This window comes from Variovorax sp. WDL1, from assembly GCF_001541225.1.
Taxonomy (GTDB): Bacteria; Pseudomonadota; Gammaproteobacteria; order Burkholderiales; family Burkholderiaceae_C; genus Variovorax.
The window spans coordinates 26,042-44,975 of the sequence record NZ_LMTS01000148.1 but is presented as its reverse complement, the minus strand read 5'-3'; the positions used below and the strand labels follow the sequence as shown (position 1 = coordinate 44,975).

At 68.0% G+C, this 18,934-nt stretch carries 18 protein-coding genes; 7 read left to right on the top strand and 11 right to left on the bottom strand.

Translation table 11 applies throughout. The features are described 5' to 3' along the window. Window positions 1-16: 16 nt before the first annotated feature. From otnI to APY03_RS19720, 4 genes are all read left to right on the top strand, one after another. Entirely contained in the window at window positions 17-832 is an 816-nt protein-coding gene (otnI, locus tag APY03_RS19735; RefSeq protein ID WP_068679289.1) for a 2-oxo-tetronate isomerase, read from the top strand. Further along, window positions 829-2,019: an amidohydrolase family protein gene (locus tag APY03_RS19730; RefSeq protein ID WP_068679287.1), complete on the top strand. Its 1,191-nt coding sequence runs from the start codon at window positions 829-831 to the stop codon at window positions 2,017-2,019. The genes otnI and APY03_RS19730 overlap by 4 nt, the downstream gene beginning before the upstream one ends. Further along, complete coding sequence (locus APY03_RS19725; RefSeq protein WP_068679285.1) at window positions 2,016-2,474, top strand: RidA family protein; 459 nt, start codon at window positions 2,016-2,018, stop codon at window positions 2,472-2,474. Before APY03_RS19730 ends, APY03_RS19725 begins: the two co-directional genes overlap by 4 nt. Before the next feature lie 274 nt (window positions 2,475-2,748). Beyond that, window positions 2,749-2,970 (top strand): hypothetical protein, encoded by a 222-nt coding sequence (locus APY03_RS19720; RefSeq protein ID WP_068679283.1) that lies wholly within the window; start codon window positions 2,749-2,751, stop codon window positions 2,968-2,970. 77 nt (window positions 2,971-3,047) lie between these two features. Here APY03_RS19720 and APY03_RS19715 read toward each other — a convergent pair whose 3' ends face one another. The 7 genes from APY03_RS19715 to APY03_RS19685 all read right to left on the bottom strand — a co-directional run bounded on the left by APY03_RS19715 (window position 3,048) and on the right by APY03_RS19685 (window position 9,662). After that, window positions 3,048-3,731: a TetR family transcriptional regulator C-terminal domain-containing protein gene (locus APY03_RS19715; RefSeq protein ID WP_102905012.1), complete on the bottom strand. Its 684-nt coding sequence runs from the start codon at window positions 3,729-3,731 to the stop codon at window positions 3,048-3,050. 62 nt (window positions 3,732-3,793) lie between these two features. Further along, on the bottom strand, window positions 3,794-4,756 hold the full coding sequence (locus APY03_RS19710) for a PDR/VanB family oxidoreductase (protein WP_068679281.1): 963 nt from the start codon (window positions 4,754-4,756) through the stop codon (window positions 3,794-3,796). Between the two features lie 2 nt (window positions 4,757-4,758). Next, complete coding sequence (locus tag APY03_RS19705) at window positions 4,759-5,778, bottom strand: ABC transporter substrate-binding protein (protein ID WP_068679280.1); 1,020 nt, start codon at window positions 5,776-5,778, stop codon at window positions 4,759-4,761. A 27-nt stretch (window positions 5,779-5,805) separates the two neighbouring features. Beyond that, window positions 5,806-7,173, bottom strand: coding sequence for an FAD-binding oxidoreductase (locus APY03_RS19700; protein WP_068679278.1), 1,368 nt, complete (start codon window positions 7,171-7,173; stop codon window positions 5,806-5,808). Beyond that, window positions 7,170-8,054 carry an ABC transporter permease gene (locus APY03_RS19695; RefSeq protein WP_083944478.1) on the bottom strand — a complete coding sequence of 295 codons (885 nt, stop codon included), beginning with the start codon at window positions 8,052-8,054 and terminating at the stop codon, window positions 7,170-7,172. Before APY03_RS19695 ends, APY03_RS19700 begins: the two co-directional genes overlap by 4 nt. Further along, window positions 8,032-8,838 carry an ABC transporter ATP-binding protein gene (locus tag APY03_RS19690; protein WP_068679276.1) on the bottom strand — a complete coding sequence of 269 codons (807 nt, stop codon included), beginning with the start codon at window positions 8,836-8,838 and terminating at the stop codon, window positions 8,032-8,034. The genes APY03_RS19695 and APY03_RS19690 overlap by 23 nt, the downstream gene beginning before the upstream one ends. A gap of 2 nt (window positions 8,839-8,840) precedes the next feature. Beyond that, a complete protein-coding gene (locus tag APY03_RS19685) occupies window positions 8,841-9,662 on the bottom strand; it encodes a creatininase family protein (RefSeq protein WP_068679274.1) in 822 nt (273 codons plus the stop codon). Window positions 9,663-9,967: 305 nt separating this feature from the next. Here APY03_RS19685 and APY03_RS19680 point away from each other — a divergent pair, with 305 nt between their 5' ends. Continuing rightward, window positions 9,968-10,750, top strand: a complete 783-nt coding sequence (locus APY03_RS19680) for a hypothetical protein (RefSeq protein WP_068679272.1) — start codon at window positions 9,968-9,970, stop codon at window positions 10,748-10,750. Window positions 10,751-10,775: 25 nt separating this feature from the next. On the opposite strand, the gene APY03_RS19675 is transcribed toward APY03_RS19680, so the two are convergent. The 4 genes from APY03_RS19675 to APY03_RS19660 form a co-directional block, all read right to left on the bottom strand. Beyond that, window positions 10,776-11,201, bottom strand: coding sequence for a GAF domain-containing protein (locus APY03_RS19675; protein ID WP_232324342.1), 426 nt, complete (start codon window positions 11,199-11,201; stop codon window positions 10,776-10,778). 290 nt (window positions 11,202-11,491) lie between these two features. Continuing rightward, window positions 11,492-12,019: an Rrf2 family transcriptional regulator gene (locus APY03_RS19670; RefSeq protein ID WP_068679268.1), complete on the bottom strand. Its 528-nt coding sequence runs from the start codon at window positions 12,017-12,019 to the stop codon at window positions 11,492-11,494. A gap of 302 nt (window positions 12,020-12,321) precedes the next feature. Continuing rightward, complete coding sequence (locus APY03_RS19665) at window positions 12,322-13,950, bottom strand: MFS transporter (protein WP_068679265.1); 1,629 nt, start codon at window positions 13,948-13,950, stop codon at window positions 12,322-12,324. Between the two features lie 6 nt (window positions 13,951-13,956). Beyond that, window positions 13,957-14,469 carry an Lrp/AsnC family transcriptional regulator gene (locus tag APY03_RS19660; protein WP_068679263.1) on the bottom strand — a complete coding sequence of 171 codons (513 nt, stop codon included), beginning with the start codon at window positions 14,467-14,469 and terminating at the stop codon, window positions 13,957-13,959. A 269-nt stretch (window positions 14,470-14,738) separates the two neighbouring features. On the opposite strand from APY03_RS19660, the gene APY03_RS19655 reads away from it, so the two are divergent. Together APY03_RS19655 and yajC are read left to right on the top strand one after the other, a co-directional pair. Beyond that, window positions 14,739-18,344: an indolepyruvate ferredoxin oxidoreductase family protein gene (locus APY03_RS19655; protein WP_068679261.1), complete on the top strand. Its 3,606-nt coding sequence runs from the start codon at window positions 14,739-14,741 to the stop codon at window positions 18,342-18,344. A gap of 218 nt (window positions 18,345-18,562) precedes the next feature. Beyond that, window positions 18,563-18,895, top strand: a complete 333-nt coding sequence (gene yajC, locus APY03_RS19650) for a preprotein translocase subunit YajC (RefSeq protein WP_068679259.1) — start codon at window positions 18,563-18,565, stop codon at window positions 18,893-18,895. Window positions 18,896-18,934 lie beyond the last annotated feature (39 nt).

The following is an 18,934-nucleotide window of genomic DNA, read 5'->3' as shown; positions in this document are numbered from 1 at the left end:
ACGAGGACCCATCCCCATGCCGCGATTTGCCGCCAACCTCTCGATGCTCTATCCCGAGCTCGATTTCCTCGACCGCTTCGAAGCCGCCGCGAAAGACGGCTTCCAGGCCGTCGAGTACCTCTTTCCCTATCCCTACGAACGGCGCGAACTGGCGGCCCGGCTCTCGGCCAACGGCCTGCAGCAGGTGCTCTTCAACGGCCCGCCCGGCGACTGGGAGGGGGGCGAGCGCGGCCTGGCTTGTCTCCCGGGGCGCGAGGCCGAGTTCCGCGAAGGCCTGCTGAGGGCCCTGGACTATGCCGAGGCCCTGAGCTGCCCCCGCGTGCACGTGATGGCCGGCCTGGTGCCCGCGGACGTGGAGCGCGAGGTGGTGCAGCCCACCTACATCGACAACCTGCGCTGGGCCGCGGCCGAGGCGGGCAAGGCCGGGCGCGATCTGCTGATCGAACCGATCAACACGCGCGACATCCCGCGCTTCTTCCTCAACCGCCAGGACCATGCGCACGAGATCGCCGAAGCGGTGGGCGCGCCCAACCTCAAGGTGCAGATGGACCTGTATCACTGCCAGATCGTCGAGGGCGACGTGGCGATGAAGATCCGCAAGTACCTGCCGACCGGCCGCGTCGGCCATTTCCAGATCGCGGGCGTGCCCGAGCGCCACGAGCCGGACGTCGGCGAGCTGAACCATCCCTACCTGTTCAGGGTGATCGACGAGGTGGCGGCGCAATGCGGCTGGGAGGGCTGGGTCGGCTGCGAATACAGGCCCGCGCGCGGCGCCGTGCCCGGTGGTACTTCCGACGGGCTGGGCTGGCTGCGCACGCTGCCGCGCGCATGAAGCTCGAGGCGGTACGGATCCCGGCACGCCTGCGGGGCTTCGCTGCCGACGAGGCGGAAGTCTTCGACGTGGTGCTCGCCGGTGCCCGGGTCGTCTCCATCGCGCCGAGCTCGCAGCCTGCGCGCGGCATCCTGCTGAGTGCCCTGGTCGATGCGCACGCGCACATCGACAAGAACTACACCGTGCGGGAGGTCGGTGCGGCCGAGGGCAATCTCTTCGCGGCGATCGAGCGCATGGCCGCGCACCGCGCCGGCTGGACCGCCGAGGCGCTGCGTGCGCGCATGACGCGCGCGCTCGACGAAGCCTGGCGCGCCGGCACGCGCGCGCTGCGCACGCACCTGGACTGGACTGGCGACGAGGCGCCGGCCTCGCTCGCCGTCTTCGAGGCGCTGCGCGCGCAGTGGCAGGACCGCGTCGCGCTGCAGTTCGTCGCACTGGTGCCGCTCGACGTCTATGCCGATGCGGCCACCGGCGAGCGCATCGCGCAGGCTGTGCACGGCGCGGGCGGCGTGCTGGGCGCCTTCGTCTATCGCAACGAGGGCATCGTCCACAAGCTGGGGCGCGTCTTCGACCTCGCGCAGCAGTACGGGCTGGCGCTGGACTTCCACGTCGACGAAGGCCTGGATGCCGACGCAACCGGCTTGCGCAGCATCGCGCAGTTGGCGATCGCGCGCGGATGGCACGGGCGCGTCGTCTGCGGCCATGCCTGCTCGCTGTCGGTCCAGGACGAGGGCTGGGCGCGCGACACGCTCGCCAGGTGCGCCGAAGCCGGCCTGCACCTGGTGGCCCTGCCCAGCACCAACCTCTACCTTCAGGGCGCGTGGGACCGGACGCCGGTGCCGCGCGGCATCACGCGCATGCGAGAGGCCGCGGCGCTGGGCGTGCGCGCCAGCCTGGCCACCGACAACGTGCAGGACGCCTTCTATCCCTATGGCGGCTACGACCTGCTCGAAACCTTCGGCCTCGGTGTTCAGATGGCGCACCTGGCGCCGGCCGCCGATTGGCTGGACGCGGTCACCGTCAGCCCCGCCCGTGCGCTGGCGCTGCCCTGGGACGGGCGCATCGCGCCGGGCTGCCCGGCCGACCTGGTGCTGCTGGCCGCGCGCGACGAATACGAACTGCTGGACGCGGCTGGACGGCGACGCACCGTCATCCGCGCCGGTCAACCCCTGGAGCAAAGCGAATGAGCATGGGCAAACCGATGGCCAACTACGCTGCCGCCAAGCGCGTGGGCGACTTCGTCTTCATGAGTGGCGTGGTCGCGGTCGATCCTTCGACCCGGCGCGCCGTGATGGGCTACGACGACATCCCGGACGAGGCGCGGGAGGCGCTGCACGGCCTCGGCTATGCCACGGGCCAGATGTCGGTCGACGTGTTCGAAGCGCCGGTCGTGGCCCAGAGCTGGTTCGTGCTGGAGCGCATTCGCCAGATCGCAGCCGACCATGGCGGGACCATGGACGACGTCGTCAAGCTGGTCCAGTACTTTCGCCGCTTGCCCGACTATGCGCTTTACAACCGCGTGCGCGGCCTGTTCTACGCCGGGGAGCCGCCGGTCAGCACGGTGGTGGAGGTGTCGCGCTTCCTGCCGTCGGACGAGGTGCTGGTGGAGGTCGAGGCGACGATGTACCTGCCGCGGCACTGAGCCGCGGCACTGCGCCGCGGGGGGCGAGCCGGCGCTGCGCGTCGAGCGCCCGGCCTGATCCATGTGGAAATGTGGCGCGCAAATCTCGCAGATCGTGGCATTTCGCACAACCGGTGCCCGCCTTTTTGCGTAATCCCGTGAGACCCCCGCGCGGCGCGGATCGTTATCCAGGTGAGCCCGGCACGATTGATGCAAGGCCATCGGCGAGCGGGATTCCGCGCCAGCTTTTTTTTGGATTCAGGCGTCAAGTTCTTGGCGCCAGCAGGAGACGATCATGTCGCACAGTTCTTCTTCGATGCAGACTGCAGCCGCGTTCGAGATCCGGTTTCAGTCGCTGTTCAACCAGGGCCGCGCGCTGGCCTTCCCGTGCGACAGCACGGGCATGGTCAACCTCGACGCAATGAGCGAGAAGGCCCGCAACAACTATCTCTTCGCCCGCGGGATGATCGGCCGCGAGTACGCGACGCCCTTCGTGCAGCCTCTCGAGCCTCATTGAACGGTGAGTGACGAAATGGTCAGTCGCTGACGCGATTTGACGATCCCATGGCGCCACGGGGGCGGCGCATGCTGCCCTCAGCGGACCCCGGCGCCTTTCAGCAGGAACTCCGTCACCTGCTCGGTGAGGTAGCGGCGGTCCTTCTCGTCGCTGGCCGGCGTTTCCCGGAAGAAGGCCACCTGGGCCGCATGATCGGCATAGAACTGGGTCACGGCCCAGAGATGGAACAGGAACAGCAGCGGGTCCACCGGGTCCATCAGTCCACGCCCGATCCAGTTCTGGATGACCGCGGCAGCCTGCTGGGTGCGCTGCTTGCTCGTTCCCATCAAGTCGCGGATCACCGGCGCCCCGCGCATCATCTCGGCGGCGAAGATGCGCGAGCGCAGCGGATGCTCGAAGGAGAAAAGCATCTTGCGCTGGATCAGATCTGTCAGCACCTTGCGCGGTCCGAAGGCCTCCTCGCTGAACCCGAACACGCCGATCCAGTCGTTGATGATGTCCTGCAGCACCTGCCGATAGAGCGCCTCCTTGCTCTCGATGTAGTAGTGCAGCTGTGCCTTGGAGAGGCCGGCACGGTCGGCGATGGCCTGGGTCGAGGCGCCTGCCAGGCCATCCGCAGCGAAGACCTCGATGGCCGCCTGGTAGATCACGCCCAGCATCTGCGTGTACTTGCGTGCCCGCCCGCGGGTGGCTGGAGCATCGGGCTCCTCGGCCATGGCGATGGCGGAGTCCTTGGCGGTGGCGCTGGGTCGGCGGGTCATGGGGACTGCATGGTGCCAGAGCATCGGTGCACGGGGTTCATCGTGGCTCGGTTCGTCGTGGCTCAAAGGTCGAGGACCAACTCCTCCCCGCATGCGCGCGAGCAGCACAGCGCCACCTTGGTCGCGCGCTCGCTGCGGGTCAGGCAGAAGTCGCGGTGCTCCGCGCCCGAGCCCTCGGCACCGACCACGCAGGTGCCGCAGAGGCCCTGTTCGCACGAAACCGGGATGTCGATTCCGAAGGCGTGAAGTGCATCGACCGCGCTCTGGTCGGCGGCCACCGGCAAGGTGATGCCGCGCCGGGCGAGCCGCAGCTGGAAGGGCTTGCCGCCGCCGGCGACCGCCTCCGCCGGCGCGGCGAAGTACTCGGCATGCATTGCCTCCTCGGGCCAGTGAGCCGCCGCCGCGCGCACAGCCCGCATGAAGCCGCCGGGTCCGCAGACGTAAAGGTGGCTGCCCTCGCGGTACTCTGCCAGGAGCTGGCGCAGGTCGATCTTCTGCGCCGCGCCTTCGGCGTCGAAATGCAGCCGCACATGCGGCGCCAGGAGGGGTGCGCGCAGCGCCTCGGTGAAGGCCAGGTGGTCCTCGCTGCGCACGAACAGGCACAGCTCGAAGTCGGCACGGCGGCGCGCCAGCGCCTGCGCCATGGCCAGCAGCGGGGTCATGCCGATGCCGCCCGCCAGCAGCAGGTGGCGCCGGGCCTCGGCGTGGACCGGGAAGGTGTTGCGCGGCACGCTGACAGGAAGCAGATCGCCTTCTCGCACGCGAGCACGCATCGAGGCCGAGCCTCCGCGGCTTTCGGCCTCGTGCTTGACGCCGATCAGGTACGTGGAGGACGCGGCTTCCGCGTGGGCGCGCGCCAGCGAGTACTGGCGCATGAAGCCGCCGGGCATGTGCACGTCGATGTGCGCGCCCGCCTGGTAGGGCGGCAATGCGCGGCCTGCGGGATGCGCCAGTTCGAAGGACAGGATCTCCGGCGTCTGGCGCGCGATGCGCGCCACGCGCACGGTGAGGGTGCGCTCGGGCATCGCTATTTCGCCGCAGCCTTGCGCAACTCCAGCCCCGTGCCCCTGTTGACGAACTGCGTGGTGTACGCCTCGGCGTAGTTGAAGTCGGTGGGCTTGTAGAGACCCGCTGCAACGGTCTTGTCGTGGAAGTCCTTCATCCGCGCGTCGCTGATCGCGCCGATGCCTTGGGCGGTTGCGTCGCCGACGTCGATGTGGGCGCGAAGGATGGGCATCGATTTCTCGATGTAGTCGTCGCTGATGTCGGGATTGATCTTCTTGATCAGCGCGTCGGCGGCCCTGCGGTCGCCGTAGAGGTAGTTGTAGTGGCCGATGTTCGAGGCCTCGACGAAGCGGCGCACCAGGTCGGGCTTGTTCTTCACCAGCTCCTGCCGCGTCTCGATGACCATGCCGTAGGTCGACCAGCCCGCATCGGCCAGGGACAGCACCACGGGCTTGAAGCCGGCCTGCTTCTCGACCGCCAGGGGCTCCGAAGTCGCATAGGCCTGCTGCACCGACTGCTTGTCGGCCAGGAACTGGGACAGGCTGTAGTTGTAGGGGCGGACCTGCTCGTCGCGCATGCCGTAAGCCTTCTTCATCCATTGCCAATAGCTGATCTGGCCATCCTTCGCGAGCAGCACCGTCTTGGCCTTGGTGAGGTCCGAGAACTTCTCGATGCCCTGGCCAGGGTGGGCGATGATCGCCTGCGGGTCCTTCTGGAAGTAGGCCGCCACCACCACCGTGGGCACCTTCTGCTTGATGTTGTCGAAAGCCATCAGCATGTTGCCGGTCATCAGGAAGTCGACCTTGCCGGCGGGCAGCATCGGCCGGTTGTTGACCTGCGGACCGCCCTGCTGGATATCCACCTCGAGCCCGTACTTCTTGTACGTGCCGTCGGCCAGGGCCTGGTAGAAACCGCCGTGGCCCGGCTGGGCGCGCCAGTTGGTGGCTAGCACCACCTTGTCCTGGGCGCCGGCAGCGAAGGCGCTGCCGGCGAGGAGGGTAGCGAGCACGGGGCGGGCGAAGAAGAGGGCTTGCAGTCGCATGGTCGGTTCCTTTCGTGGGTGTGTCTGTCAGGCCTCGCGGGCCATGTCGGCGGTCCAGCCGCGCGTCTTGCCGGGGTTCATGAGGCCCATCGGATCGCTGCGCTGCTTGAATTCGATCTGCCGGGTATCGATGGTCTTCATGCCGCCGTCCTCGATGGTCACCACGTGCGGATTGAAGATCACGCAGCCGCCCTGGGACTCGATCTCGCGCATGACTTCGTACTGGTGCGCCTCGCCCCTCCAGCGCACGAGCAGGATCGAGAAGGTGCCGTACTCGCCGCCAGCGCGCGCGAACTCGTGGTGCTGCAGCACCTCGTCGCCGAAGATGGCGATATGGCGGTCCACGACGGCCGGGTCGAAGGGTTGGGCATAGGCCACCTGGAGGTAGGTCCAGCTGCGGTCCACCTTCAGCGCCTGCAGGGTGGTGTGGTTGTAGGCGCATTCGTAAGCGGGCGGCAGGCCGGCCGCATGCAGGGCGGCCTCGGTGCCCTCGAGCGAGATGCAGCCCCCATGGCGGGCCATGAGTGCGCGAAAAGCCGGCATCGAGTCTGGCGCCACCATGGCGAACATGGCATGGCGGTCGGGCGGGAAGTGGTCGCCCAGGCTTGCGTAGTAGGGCGAGAAGCGCGCATCCACGGCCGAGAGCAGGAACAGGTCGATGGCCGGCGTGCTGGCGGCTACGCCGAACTCCAGGACCTGTCGGTAGGTGGGAAAGAGGGCGATGCAATGCACCCAGTCGACCGCCGGACTCAACGCCACCTCGACATCGAGGATGACGCCGTTGGTGCCGTAGGCATGGTGCACCTGCTGGATCTCGTCGCCATGAAGCTCGATCACGCGCGGCTCGCGCTCCACCGTCATCACACGCGCGCGCAGCAGGTTGCCCGGGTCGCGCAGGATGCCGTGGCGGATCGAGCCGATGCCGCCGAAGCCGCCGGCGATGAAGCCGCCGATCGAGGCCACCTGCCAGGTCGATGGCCACATGCGCAGCGCCTGTCCGGTTTCGGCGACCGCCTGCTCGATGTCGTGCATGCGCGCGCCGGCCTGCACGCGCACCCGGCCCTGGCCGATTTCCAGCACCCTGCACATCGGCGTGACGTCGAGCACCAGCCCGCCCGCGAGCGGCACGCACTGGCCGTAGTTGCCGGTGCCGCCGGCGCGCACGGTCAGGGGCAGCTTCCACCGGGCCGCGACGGCGGCGGCTTGCCGAACGTCGTCCTCGGTGCTCACCTTGACCACGAGGTCGGCCACGCAGCCGGCGAGCTGCCCCGCCAGGATCGGGCTGTACCAATGGAAATCCCTGGACAGCTGCTTGCGCTGGCCGGGCGAGGCGATGACGTTGAGGCCTCGCAGCTCGCGGGCGACGGCGTCCCAGTCCACCTCGGGCGCTCTCATCGCTCCCTCCGCATCTCGCTCTCGTGCCAATGGCCGAGCACCATGCGGGACAGGGCCGCGAAGACGACGAAGATCGCGATGCCCAGCAGCGACACGAGGAACAGCGCCGCGAACATCATCGGGATCTCGGTGCGGAAGCTCGACTCCAGGATGCGCGAGGCCAGGCCGGTCTCCCGCCCGGCGGTGCCGGCGGTGAACTCGGCCACCACCGCGCCGATCAGGCTCAGGCCGCCGGCGATCTTGAGCCCGGCCATGAAGTAAGGCAGCGCGCTGGGCACCAGCAGGTAGCGGAACAGCTGCCAGGGCGATGCCTTGTAGAGCTGGAACAGGTCGCGCAGATTGCTGTCGGCGCTCTTCAGGCCGATCACCGTGTTCGACAGGATCGGGAAGAAGGCCACGATCCATGCACAGAGCAGCAGGGCCGCGGTGGTGCTCGAGACATAGATCAGGATCAGAGGCGCGATGGCGATGATGGGTGTTACCTGCAAGATCACCGCGACGGGGAACAAGCCGATCTCCACCCACTTGAACAGCGCAAAGCAGATCGCCAGCAGCACTCCACCGGCGATCGCGGCCGCCAGCGCCAGCAGCGTGAGCTTGACGGTGAACCAGAGTGCGGACGAGAGCGTCCCCCAGTTGTCCAGGAGCGTCGTGAAGATCAGGGAGGGCGCGGGGATGATGTAGTGCGGCACGTCGTTGACGCGCACCAGCACTTCCCAAAGCAGCAGCAGGCCGGTTACCAGCGCAGTGGGCACCGCCAGCCGCAGCAGCGATTCGCGCCGCTGCAGCCGCGCCTCGCGCGCCTGCAGCTCGGCGGCGCTGGGCGCTGCCTGCTGCAGCTCGGCCAGCGCAGGGTTCTCAGTGATCGATGTCGATGCCATGGAGAGCTCCGTGCAGGGACTGCGACACCGCGCTGCAGTGCGCGTTGTAGCGGGAGGAGGTGCGGAAGGCTTCTCCGCGCGGATAGGGCTCGTCGATGCGGATCTCCTCCACCACGCGGCCGGGACGGGGCGCCATCACGACGATTCGGTTGGACAGGTAGACCGACTCGTAGACGCTGTGCGTCACGAAGATGATCGAGAAGCGGTGCTCGCGCCAGATCGCCAGCAGGTCGTTGTTGAGCTTGATGCGGGTCATCTCGTCGAGCGCGGCGAAGGGCTCGTCCATCAGCAGCAGGCGCGGCTGCGTGACCAGCGCCCGCGCGATCGATACGCGCATCTTCATGCCGCCCGACAACTCGCGCGGGTAGACCTCGGCGAAGCGCGACAGCCCGACCCGCTCCAGCGCGTCTTTCACCACCGGCGCCGCAGCGTCGCGTGACACGCCGGCCAGCTTCAGCGGTAGCCAGACGTTGTCGAAGACCCGCGCCCAGGGCATCAGCGTCGGTTCCTGGAACACGAAGCCGAGCTCGCGGTCGCGGTTCGAGTGGCGCGGCTGCGCAGCCGGCCAGCGCAGCTCGCCCGAGCTGGCACGCGTGAGGCCGGCGATCAGCCGCAGGGCCGTGCTCTTGCCGCAGCCGGAGGGGCCGAGGAAGCTGATGAAGTCGTGTTCGCCGCAATCGAGCGTCATGCCCTGCAGCGCCAGGGTGCCGTTGGCGAAGCGCTTGCCGACATTGCGCAGGCTGACCAGCGCGGCTGCAGCAGTGGAAGGCGTGATTTGCTGCATGCTTACTGCCATGCCGGCTGGTTGGCCAGGCGCTCCAGTGGGAAGCGGTCGACTTCCTGCAGCAACTGGACGAAGCGACGGCCCACGTGGTCGAGCACGGCGGCGCCCTTCTCGGCAGTCGCCAGCGTGGCATTGCCGGCGGCGCCCTGCGGGTTGATGTCGTGCATCTGCCAGCCCAGCTTGCCGCTCGGGGTGATCGAGAGGAACTGGTTGTCCTCGGCCATGTCCTCGGTCATCGAGCGGAAATGGCGGAACTGCGCCGGCTGCACATGATCGGGCGCCAGATGCAGCATGACCGAGCTCTCGAGATCGCCGGCATGCACGCCGTGCCGTCCTTCATGCGCGGTGAACAGGCCCTCGGGCAAGCCCAGCGTGTACCAGTTGGCGGCGACCACCATCATGTCGTGTTGCTCGCGCAGATCGCGCGCCACGATATCCATCACCGACATCTGGCCTCCGTGGCTATTGAAGAGCACCAGCTTGCGTACGCCAGCCCGCGCAACGCAGGCACCGACCTCCATCCACATCGCAATCAGCGTGGCCGCCGACACGGTGAGCGTGCCCGGATAGCGGGAATGCTCGTTGCTCTTGCCGTAGGCCACGGTGGGCAGGAACAACACGGGCAAGTCGCGCGGCAGATGGGGAAGGGTCGCGCGCACCATGCCGTCGATGGTGGCGGTGTCGGTCGACATCGGCAGGTGCGGGCCATGCTGCTCGGTCGCGCCCACCGGGAGCACCGCGATAAGCCGCGATCGATCCAGGTGCGAGAAGGCTTCGCTGGTCAAGTCGGACCAGTACCTGCTGGGGGGACGTGTGGTGTTCATGAGACAGGCCGGTCCGCAAAGTGGTGGATAGAAAAATTATCCACATGGACAAAAAAACTAAGCCATGGTTTTCCCCAACAAAAAGGAAAATTCAGATCAAATTTGATCGTTTGGTTGATCCCAGTGGTGCGCGCTGATCTGCTTGTTCAAGCACCTGAAGTGACGATGACGGGTGCATCAGGTGTTGTCCGACAAGCGCGCGCCGTACCTGGCTCAACAAGGAGAACTTCCGCTTTCGAAGGCTTCGGGCTGCCCGGATAAACAGCACAGACGCCCCGGAGCTTTGCTGACGCAAGGAGTCCGACATGTACATTCCCATGCCCGTGCAGGCGACGAGGCAGAGGCCCCTGCCTGCCGTTGCCTTCGGAAGCCTGCTGGACCTGGTGCGCTGGCGCAGCGAACCTGCGCAAGCCGAGGTCTGCGAAGCGTGCCAGACCATCAATGCGTGCCACGCGCGCTTCTGCAAAGGCTGCGACGGCAAGCTGCCGGCCTATTTCGCAACGGTGGACGGTGAAACCCATCATTCGCCGCTGATCCCGGGGGGCGATACCCAAGCGAGTCACTCCCGCTATGCCCTCATCGCACTGGTCGGGCTATGGGGCACAGTGACCGCGGTTACGTTGCTCCTGGCGCATGGCCCGCGCGATGCGGGTGTGCCTTCGCGGCCGCTGGAGCGTGCTGCACTGCCGGCGCCCATCGAGCGCGTGGTGGCCCTGGTCGATCCGCCGGCTGCCGCCGAGACCACGCGCATTGCACAGGGCCTCGTGCCGGTGGCCGCAACCCAAGCCGATGGACCGCCGCCGGTGCTGACACCGGAGGCCGCCGCCATGAACTTCGTCCCGGAGTCTCCCATCGCCTCTCGGATGGCGCGCACGTCCGCCCCGCCGGCTGCGAAGCCGCGCCCGGTGCGAAGTGCCGGCGTCGAGAGGCCCGTCGCCCGGTGCGGAGGGTTGAACTTCGTCGCCCGTGCGGTCTGCATGAACAACCAGTGCGCTCGCCCCGAGATGCGTCGCAGCGCCCAATGTGTCGAGACGGTCCGCCAGCAAAGGCTGGACGAGGCGCGCCGCAATCCCAAGTTGATGGGCTGATGCGGTGGTCCGGGCGGCAGGTGGGTCAGCCAGCCGTGGCGTGCCCGGCCGCCTGCGCCAGCACCCGCGCCGTCGCCTGGGCCGCGACTTCGAGGCGCCGCACGTCGCGCGCGGACAGGTCGACGGTGCGTTCGACCGCGAAGCCGCACAGCGTCCCGTAGATGCTTCCGTCGGGCATCACCACCGGCACGCTGATATGGGTGCCGATGGGCTTCGTCACTTCGGGCAGGGGCTGCCGGGTGCGCAGGACGCGCAGGTCGTGCGCAAGGTTGGGCACGCGCCCGTCGAGCACCTGTTCGCAGATGCTGTCTTCCATGGCGTGGGAACCGCCCACGTGGATGATGCCCATCGCCGGGGCCGTCGCGACGTGCCGGAACACGCGGCGCCCTTCGACGAACTCGGAGATGAAAAACACGTCCATGCCGAGCTGTTCGCGGATCAGCTCCAGCATCGATGCCAAGGCTTGGACCACGAGCGGGCCGTCACAGTCCAGCGTTCCGAAAACCGGCACGCCGCCATCCGATGGGCTGCTGCCGAACCCGATGCTGTCCTCGCTCCTGCGCATGTTCGCTCCTCTTGGCTGGGGCCGATCCTAATGCGTCGAAGCCGACGGACCTGCTGGGCCGATCCTGGCCAGCAGCAGTTGGCCCCGGCCCGGCGGACAACGCCTGCGCTCGCATTCCGGCGGCGCGCGCGGGCCGTTGCGCGTGCTCCTGCCCGTGAGCGGAAGCGAGGGGGGCTTCAGCGCTTGGTGGCGAGCGCACGGCCCAGCGCAAACACCGAGTTGGGTGCGTTCACCCGCGGTCGCTTGGGGGCCGTCGCGGCGGCGGGCACGCGCCTGACGGCCGGGCCGTCCTCGACCTTCACGCCCTTGGCCAGCTGTTCCATGACAAGGCTCTGCAGCGTGACGGAGTCGAGGAACTCCACCGTGCGGCGGTTCAGCGAGGCCCAGAGTTCATCTGTGCTGCAGCGGCCGTCGGCGCCGGGCTCGGGCTCGCTCTTGTGGGAGGGCTCCTCCTCGATGGAGAAAATGATGTCCGCCACCGTGATGTCGGCCGCCTTTCGGCCCAGCGAATAGCCTCCGCCCGGGCCCCGAGTGGACTCGACCAGCTTGTGGCGGCGCAGCTTGCCGAACAGCTGTTCCAGATAGGAAAGCGAGATGCGCTGCCGCTGGCTGATGGCGGCCAGCGTCACCGGTCCCGCGCGCTCACGCAGCGCCAGGTCGATCATGGCAGTGACTGCGAAACGGCCTTTGGTGGTGAGTCGCATTGAAAGGGCTTCCTGTGTGTTGTGCGGTGCGGGCTGCTGTTGTCGTCGTGGACGCAAGGTCCTTTTATGCAGCCGATCATGCCTTGGGAGTCTGAGCTCCGGATTAGGTTCCCGGCCCCGCAGGCACCCGATGCTACCGCGCCCTGCGCCGCAGCCTCCAACTCCCCCTGACCTGGGTCAGGACAGGGGCCGGGCGCGATGGGTCATTCACGCCTGTCTCCATGTCGCTGTCAAAGGCGCGATGCCGCAGGGCCGGGGCGCAGGAAGCTGTCGAGCGCTTCAGCGTGACCGCGGGCAGCAGGCTAGCGCCGCACCACGTAGCGCGTCACCACGGGCAGCGTCTCGCCCTGGTGGAAGGCCAGGCGCCGGTCGCGCAGCGCCATGTCGGCAGCCGTAGCGCGGTGGAAACGGCGCAGGTGCTCGGTCCACGATTCGTCGACGACCTCTTCGACATAGCGCCCAGGCTCGGCGATGTCGTGCAGCAGCTCCCAGCCGATCGCACCCTGGCTCAGGCGGGCGCGGCGGGTCTGCTGCATGACCACGTGGAAGGCGGCGGCGCGCGCCGGATCGATCACGTATTCGATGGTGACCACCACGCGGCCTTCCTCGCCCGGCGCTTCGGCCGGCGGGCCCTTGGTCCAGCCCTTGTGGGCGGGCGTGGTGTCGTCGTCCTCGCCCACGCCATCGGTCACATGGCGGATTGCCAGCAGCATGAAGGCGGTGCCGCTCGCCGCCGCGATGCCCAGGCTGATGTAGAGCGAGGAGAGCTCGGCCACCTGGCCCCAGAGCGCCGCGCCGAAGGCGCTGGCCCCCATGATGGCCATCTGGTAGGTGGCCATGCCGCGCGCGCGCACCCAGTCGGGGAGCGCCAGCTGGGCCGAGACCGAGAGTGAGTTGGCGACCGTGATCCACGCCATGCCGGCGAGGAACATGGCCGGCACCGCCACCCAGGCCGTGGGCGCCACCGCCATCACCGCGGTGGCGGCGGACTGCACCATCGTGCCGCGGATCACCAGCTGGTCGCGCGACAGCGCCTGGCGCAGCCGCGGCAGGAACATGACCGCGAGAATCGCGCCCGCGCCCATGGCGGCCAGGAGCAGTGTGAAGGTGCCGGCCCCGCCGCCGCGCAGGTTGCGCGCCAGGAGCGGCAGCAGTGCCAGCAGCGCGGTCGAGTGCAGGAAGAAGATCGAGATGCGCGTGAGCACCGCGCGCATGCGCTGAGACTGGCGAACGAACTGCACGCCCACGCGCATCGCGCTGATCAGCCGCTCACGCCCCAGCGGGCTCGGCTTGTGCTCGCGCCGCCAGCGCAACACGATGAAGCCCGAGGCCAGGGACAGCACCGCATTGAGGCCGAAGACCCAGACCGTGCCGGCACTCGCGATCAGCGTGCCGGCGAGCAGGGGTCCGATGATGCGCGAAGCGTTCATCGCCAGCCCGTTGAGGCCCAGTGCGGCGGGCAGGTGACTGCGCGGCACCAGCTCCGGCACGATGGCCGAGAACACCGGCCAGCGCAGCGCCAGCCCGATGCCGTTGGCGAAGGTCAGGGCCAGCAGCAGCGGGGCGTTGATCAGGTCCATCACCACCGCGCCGCACAGCACGATCGCAGTGCCGGCAAGCCAGAACTGGGTGGCGACCAGCCAGCGCCGCCGGTCCAGGATGTCCGCCAGCGCGCCGCTGGGCAGTCCGAGCAGGAATACCGGCAGGGTGGAAGCCGACTGCACCAGCGCGACCCACATCGGCGAGGTGGTGAGCGAGGTCATCATCCAGGCCGCTGCGACGTCGTTCATCCACATGCAGATGTTGGCGACCAGCCAGGTGCTCCAAAGCATGCGGAACACGGCCAGCTTGAGCGGCTCGAAAGGGCCGATGCGCTGCGGCTGCACGCGCTTCGGGGCGACGGGGGTTTCCTCGGTCGAGATCGGTGGCATGTGCCGCTATTGTCCGGTCCCCGGCCGGCCGGGCTTGCCAGTCTTGCGCGCAAGATGACCCAGCGGCAATGCGCGGCTCGCCTTGACCTCCCCGAGCGAGAAGCTGGTGTGCAGGTCCTTCACGTTCGGCAGGTGCATGAGGCTGTTGAGTGCGAAGCGGGAGAAACCGTCGAGGTCCTCGGCCACCACCTGCAGTTCGAACATGCCGGTGCCGCTGATGTAGTGGCAGGCCACGACCTCGGGCAGCTTGCGGATCGCCTCCTCGATCTTGCGGGTGACCTCGCCGGTGGCGCGGTCGGTGTCCAGGCGCACGAAGGCCAGTACGCCCAGGCCGATCTTGTGGCGGTCGATCTCGGCGTGGTAGCCGCGAATGTAGCCGGCCGCCTCCAGCGCACGGACCCGGCGCCAGCACGGTGCGGCCGACAGGCCCACGCGCTGGGCCAGCTCGGCGTTGGTGAGCCGGGCATCCGCCTGCAGTTCTTGCAGGATCGCGAGATCGAACTTGTCAATGCTTTCCATGGAATGGCATCTTAAGCAAGATCCTTTCAAACGGGGGCCTTGAACGGGCAAAGAACGCAAACACCTATCAAGGCGCCAGGCATACACTTTGCGAGCATGATGGCTGCGGGGAGTGTTCCTACCCGGATGCCTCGCCCCCAACCGCCACGCCCACGAGGCACAGCCACGGAGACAAAAACACATGGACCCCCACGCTCATCACTTCGCGTATTCGCTGCCCCCCGAGGGGGCGCATGCCTCCCTAGAGGCGGCTCGTCGGGAGGCATGACATGAACGCACCGCTGTCGGAGCACATCCGCAAGGCACTCGAAACCGTCACGCTCGACGACAAATACAGCCTGGATTACGGCCGCGCCTTCATGAGCGGTGTGCAGGCGCTGGTCAAGCTGCCCATGCTGCAGCGGCTGCGTGACCAGCAGGCCGGCAAGAACACCGCCGGCTTCATCAGCGGCTACCGCGGCTCGCCGCTCGGCGGCTACGACCAGGCGCTGTGGAAGGCCAGCAAGTACCTGAAGGAACAGCACATCGTGTTCCAGCCGGGCGTGAACGAGGAGCTCGCAGCCACCGCGCTCTGGGGCACGCAGCAGCTGGGCTTCGCGCCGCAGGGCACCAACAAGTACGACGGGGTGTTCGGCATCTGGTATGGCAAGGGTCCGGGGGTGGACCGCTGCTCCGACGTCTTCAAGCACGCCAACATGGCTGGCACCACGCCGTGGGGCGGCGTGATCGCCGTGGCTGGCGACGACCACATTTCCAAGAGCTCGACCGCGGCGCACCAGAGCGACCACATCTTCAAGGCCTGCGGCACGCCGGTCTTCTTTCCGACCAACGTGCAGGAGATCCTCGACCTGGGCATCCACGCCTTCGCAATGAGCCGCTTCGCCGGCATCTGGTCGGGCATGAAGACGATCCAGGAGATTGTCGAGTCCAGCGCCACCGCGATGATCGACCCCGAGCGCGTCGAGATCGTGGTGCCCACCGACTTCCAGATGCCACCGGGCGGCCTGCATATCCGCTGGCCGGACCACGCGCTGGAGCAGGAAGCGCGGCTGATGCATTACAAGTGGTACGCCGCGCTGGCCTACATCCGCGCCAACCGGCTCAACCACAACGTGATCGAGGGCCCGAACGACCGCTTCGGCATCATGGCCAGCGGCAAGGCCTACAACGACACCCGCCAGGCCCTGCTCGACCTTGGACTGGACGACGCCGCCTGTCGCCAACTGGGCATCCGGCTGCACAAGGTGGCGGTGGTGTGGCCGCTCGAAGCCCAGCTCACGCGCGACTTCGCCACCGGCCTGCAGGAGATCCTCGTGGTGGAGGAAAAGCGCCAGGTCATCGAGTACCAGCTCAAGGAAGAGCTCTACAACTGGCGCGCCGACGTGCGGCCCAACGTGGTCGGCAAGTTCGACGAGGGCGAGGTGCATGAAGCCGAGGGCTATTCGGGCGGCGAATGGTCGATGCCCAATCCGACGGCGCACACGCTGCTGCGCGCCAACGCCGACCTGAACCCCGCGCTGATCGCCAAGGCCATCGCCACCCGCCTGAAGAAGACCGGCATCCTGGCTGCGGCCGGGGCGGACATGGCGGCGCGCATTGATGCCCAGCTCGCCATCCTCGAGGCCAAGGAACGCGCGATGGCGGCACCGCAGGCCGTCGGCGTGGCCGACGCCGCGCGCCAGCCCTGGTTCTGCTCGGGTTGCCCGCACAACACCAGCACCGTGGTGCCGGAGGGCTCGCGCGCCATGGCCGGCATCGGCTGCCACTTCATGGCGACCTGGATGGACCGGTCCACGCTCGGCTTCACGCAGATGGGCGGCGAGGGCGTGCCGTGGGTCGGCCAGCAGCCCTTCACCACCGAGCGGCACATCTTCGCCAACCTGGGCGACGGCACCTACTTCCACAGCGGCCTGCTGGCGATCCGCCAGAGCATCGCGGCCGGCGTCGACATCACCTACAAGATCCTCTACAACGACGCGGTCGCCATGACCGGCGGCCAGCAGGTCGGCGAGCGGCCCGAGGGCCATTCGGTGCTGCAGATCGCGGAAAGCCTGCATGCCGAGGGCGCGGCCAAGGTGGTGGTGGTGACCGACGAGCCGGAGAAGTACGAAGGCGTCAACATCCCCGGCCAGGATGTGAAGGTGCGCCATCGCGACGAGCTGGACGAGATCCAGCGCGAGTTCCGCGAGATCAAGGGCACCACCGCCATCATCTACGACCAGACCTGCGCCACCGAGAAGCGCCGCCGCCGCAAGCGCGGCACCGCTGTCGATCCGGCCAAGCGGGTGGTGATCAACGAGCTGGTGTGCGAAGGCTGCGGCGACTGCAGCGTGAAGAGCAACTGCCTGTCGGTAGAGCCGCTGGAGACCGAGTTCGGCCGCAAGCGCACCATCAACCAGAGCACCTGCAACAAGGACATGAGCTGCCTCAAGGGGTTCTGCCCGAGCTTCGTGACCGTGGAGGGAGGGCAGCTCAAGAAGAAGGCGAAGAACAAGGCGTCCACGCCGGTCGAACTCGGCACACTGGCCGAGCCGGCGCTGCCTTCGCTCGCCGGCGGCAAGGTGTGGGGCATCGTGGTCGCCGGCGTCGGCGGCACCGGCGTGATCACCATTGGCCAACTGCTGGGCATGGCTGCCCACATCGAGGGCAAGGGCGTCGTCACGCAGGACGCGGCAGGCCTCGCGCAGAAGGGCGGCGCCACCTGGAGCCATGTGCTGATCGGCGACAAGCAGGACGACATCCGCACCACCCGCGTAGGCACCGCTGCCGCCGACCTGGTACTGGCCTGCGACCCGCTCGTCAGCGTCAACGCCGAGACCCTGGCGCGCATGCGCGAGGGCCGCACCCATGTGGCACTCAACAGCCACAGCACGCCGACCGCGGCCTTCGTGCGCAACGCCAACTGGCAGAACCCGCAGGACGCCTGCGCCGTCGAGATCGCACGCGCGGTCGGCGCCGAGGGGCTTGGTGCCTTCGATGCAGATGCCGCCGCGACCTCCCTGATGGGGGACAGCATCTACGTCAACCCGATGATCCTGGGCTATGCCTGGCAGAAGGGCTGGATCCCGCTCGAGCACGCATCGCTGATGCGCGCCATCGAGCTCAATGCGGTAGCGGTCGAGAACAACAAGGCTGCCTTCGAATGGGGCCGACAGGCGGCGCAGCGCCCCGAGGAGTTGCGCAAGCGCGTCTCGCCCGGGCAGGTCGTCGAGTTCAAGAAGCGCGATACGGTCGAGAACCTGGTGGCGCGGCGCGTCGAGTTCCTCACGGCCTACCAGAACGCGGCCTACGCCGGGCAGTACAAGGCCTTCATCGCCAGGGTGCAGCAGGCCGAGGCGGCGCTGGGCAAGACCAGCCTCGCCGAGACGGTCGCACGCTACCTGTTCAAGCTGATGGCCTACAAGGACGAGTACGAGGTCGCCCGCCTGCACAGCGATCGCAGCTTCCTGGAGCGCGTCGCGGGCATGTTCGAGGGCGACTACAAGCTCAACTACCACCTTGCCCCGCCCATCATTGCCCAGCGCAACGCAAAGGGCGAGCTGCAGAAGCAGAAGTTCGGCCCGGCGATGTTGACCGGCTTCCGCCTGCTCGCGAAGCTCAAGGGGCTGCGCGGCACGGCGCTGGACCCCTTCGGCCGTACCGACGAACGCAAGACCGAGCGTGCGCTGATCGGCGAGTACCGCGCGAGCATCGAGGAGCTGCTGTCCGGCCTCGAGGCCGGCAATCATGCGCTGGCCCTCGAGATCGCGAGCCTGCCCGAGCAGATCCGCGGCTACGGCCATGTGAAGGAGCGCAACCTCAAGGCGGCGCGCACCCGCTGGGCCGAGCTGATGGCCAAGTGGCGCAACCCGCAAGCCGCCCGCGTGGCGGCATGAGACTTCCGGCCGCCGACGCGGCGGGCCTGAAAGCCCCGCCCGCCCCGCCGGCTTAGCTGCGGCGGGGCGGGCGCCGCCGAATACAATGCGCGATGCTGTGCGGGGCCCGGCCCCGCCCTAGCGCGCCTGTTTCATGGCCACCTGCCATGCACTGCGCAGAATCGCGAACCCCGCAGGGGGCCGCACTCAATACCTTCCCTCTCTGCTGGAGACTTCCCTTGTTCATTTCCTCCGCTTTCGCCCAGACCGCGCCCGCTGCTGCCGGTGGCGGCGACATGTTGTCCTCCCTCGGCAGCATGCTGCCGCTGGTGTTGATGTTCGTGGTGCTGTATTTCGTGATGATCCGCCCGCAGATGAAACGCCAGAAGGAAGCGCGCGCCATGATCGAAGCCCTCGCCAAGGGCGACGAAGTGGCCACCGCGGGTGGCCTGCTGGGCAGGATCACGCAACTGGGCGAGCAATACCTGACAGTGGAGATCGCCAAGGGCGTCGAGGTGCAGCTGCAGCGCAGCGCAGTCGTCCAGGTCCTGCCCAAAGGTGCGATTAAGTAAGGAGACGACGCGGGTGCTTCGCACTCCGTCCTTCGAGGT

Bases quoted from the DNA above. Each gene is read 5' to 3' on its own strand.
- otnI (WP_068679289.1), top strand. From the start codon at position 17: ATGCCGCGATTTGCCGCCAACCTCTCGATGCTCTATCCCGAGCTCGAT.
- APY03_RS19730 (WP_068679287.1), top strand. From the start codon at position 829: ATGAAGCTCGAGGCGGTACGGATCCCGGCACGCCTGCGGGGCTTCGCT.
- APY03_RS19725 (WP_068679285.1), top strand. From the start codon at position 2,016: ATGAGCATGGGCAAACCGATGGCCAACTACGCTGCCGCCAAGCGCGTG.
- APY03_RS19720 (WP_068679283.1), top strand. From the start codon at position 2,749: ATGTCGCACAGTTCTTCTTCGATGCAGACTGCAGCCGCGTTCGAGATC.
- APY03_RS19715 (WP_102905012.1), bottom strand. From the start codon at position 3,731: ATGACCCGCCGACCCAGCGCCACCGCCAAGGACTCCGCCATCGCCATG.
- APY03_RS19710 (WP_068679281.1), bottom strand. From the start codon at position 4,756: ATGCCCGAGCGCACCCTCACCGTGCGCGTGGCGCGCATCGCGCGCCAG.
- APY03_RS19705 (WP_068679280.1), bottom strand. From the start codon at position 5,778: ATGCGACTGCAAGCCCTCTTCTTCGCCCGCCCCGTGCTCGCTACCCTC.
- APY03_RS19700 (WP_068679278.1), bottom strand. From the start codon at position 7,173: ATGAGAGCGCCCGAGGTGGACTGGGACGCCGTCGCCCGCGAGCTGCGA.
- APY03_RS19695 (WP_083944478.1), bottom strand. From the start codon at position 8,054: ATGGCATCGACATCGATCACTGAGAACCCTGCGCTGGCCGAGCTGCAG.
- APY03_RS19690 (WP_068679276.1), bottom strand. From the start codon at position 8,838: ATGCAGCAAATCACGCCTTCCACTGCTGCAGCCGCGCTGGTCAGCCTG.
- APY03_RS19685 (WP_068679274.1), bottom strand. From the start codon at position 9,662: ATGAACACCACACGTCCCCCCAGCAGGTACTGGTCCGACTTGACCAGC.
- APY03_RS19680 (WP_068679272.1), top strand. From the start codon at position 9,968: ATGTACATTCCCATGCCCGTGCAGGCGACGAGGCAGAGGCCCCTGCCT.
- APY03_RS19675 (WP_232324342.1), bottom strand. From the start codon at position 11,201: ATGCTGGAGCTGATCCGCGAACAGCTCGGCATGGACGTGTTTTTCATC.
- APY03_RS19670 (WP_068679268.1), bottom strand. From the start codon at position 12,019: ATGCGACTCACCACCAAAGGCCGTTTCGCAGTCACTGCCATGATCGAC.
- APY03_RS19665 (WP_068679265.1), bottom strand. From the start codon at position 13,950: ATGCCACCGATCTCGACCGAGGAAACCCCCGTCGCCCCGAAGCGCGTG.
- APY03_RS19660 (WP_068679263.1), bottom strand. From the start codon at position 14,469: ATGGAAAGCATTGACAAGTTCGATCTCGCGATCCTGCAAGAACTGCAG.
- APY03_RS19655 (WP_068679261.1), top strand. From the start codon at position 14,739: ATGAACGCACCGCTGTCGGAGCACATCCGCAAGGCACTCGAAACCGTC.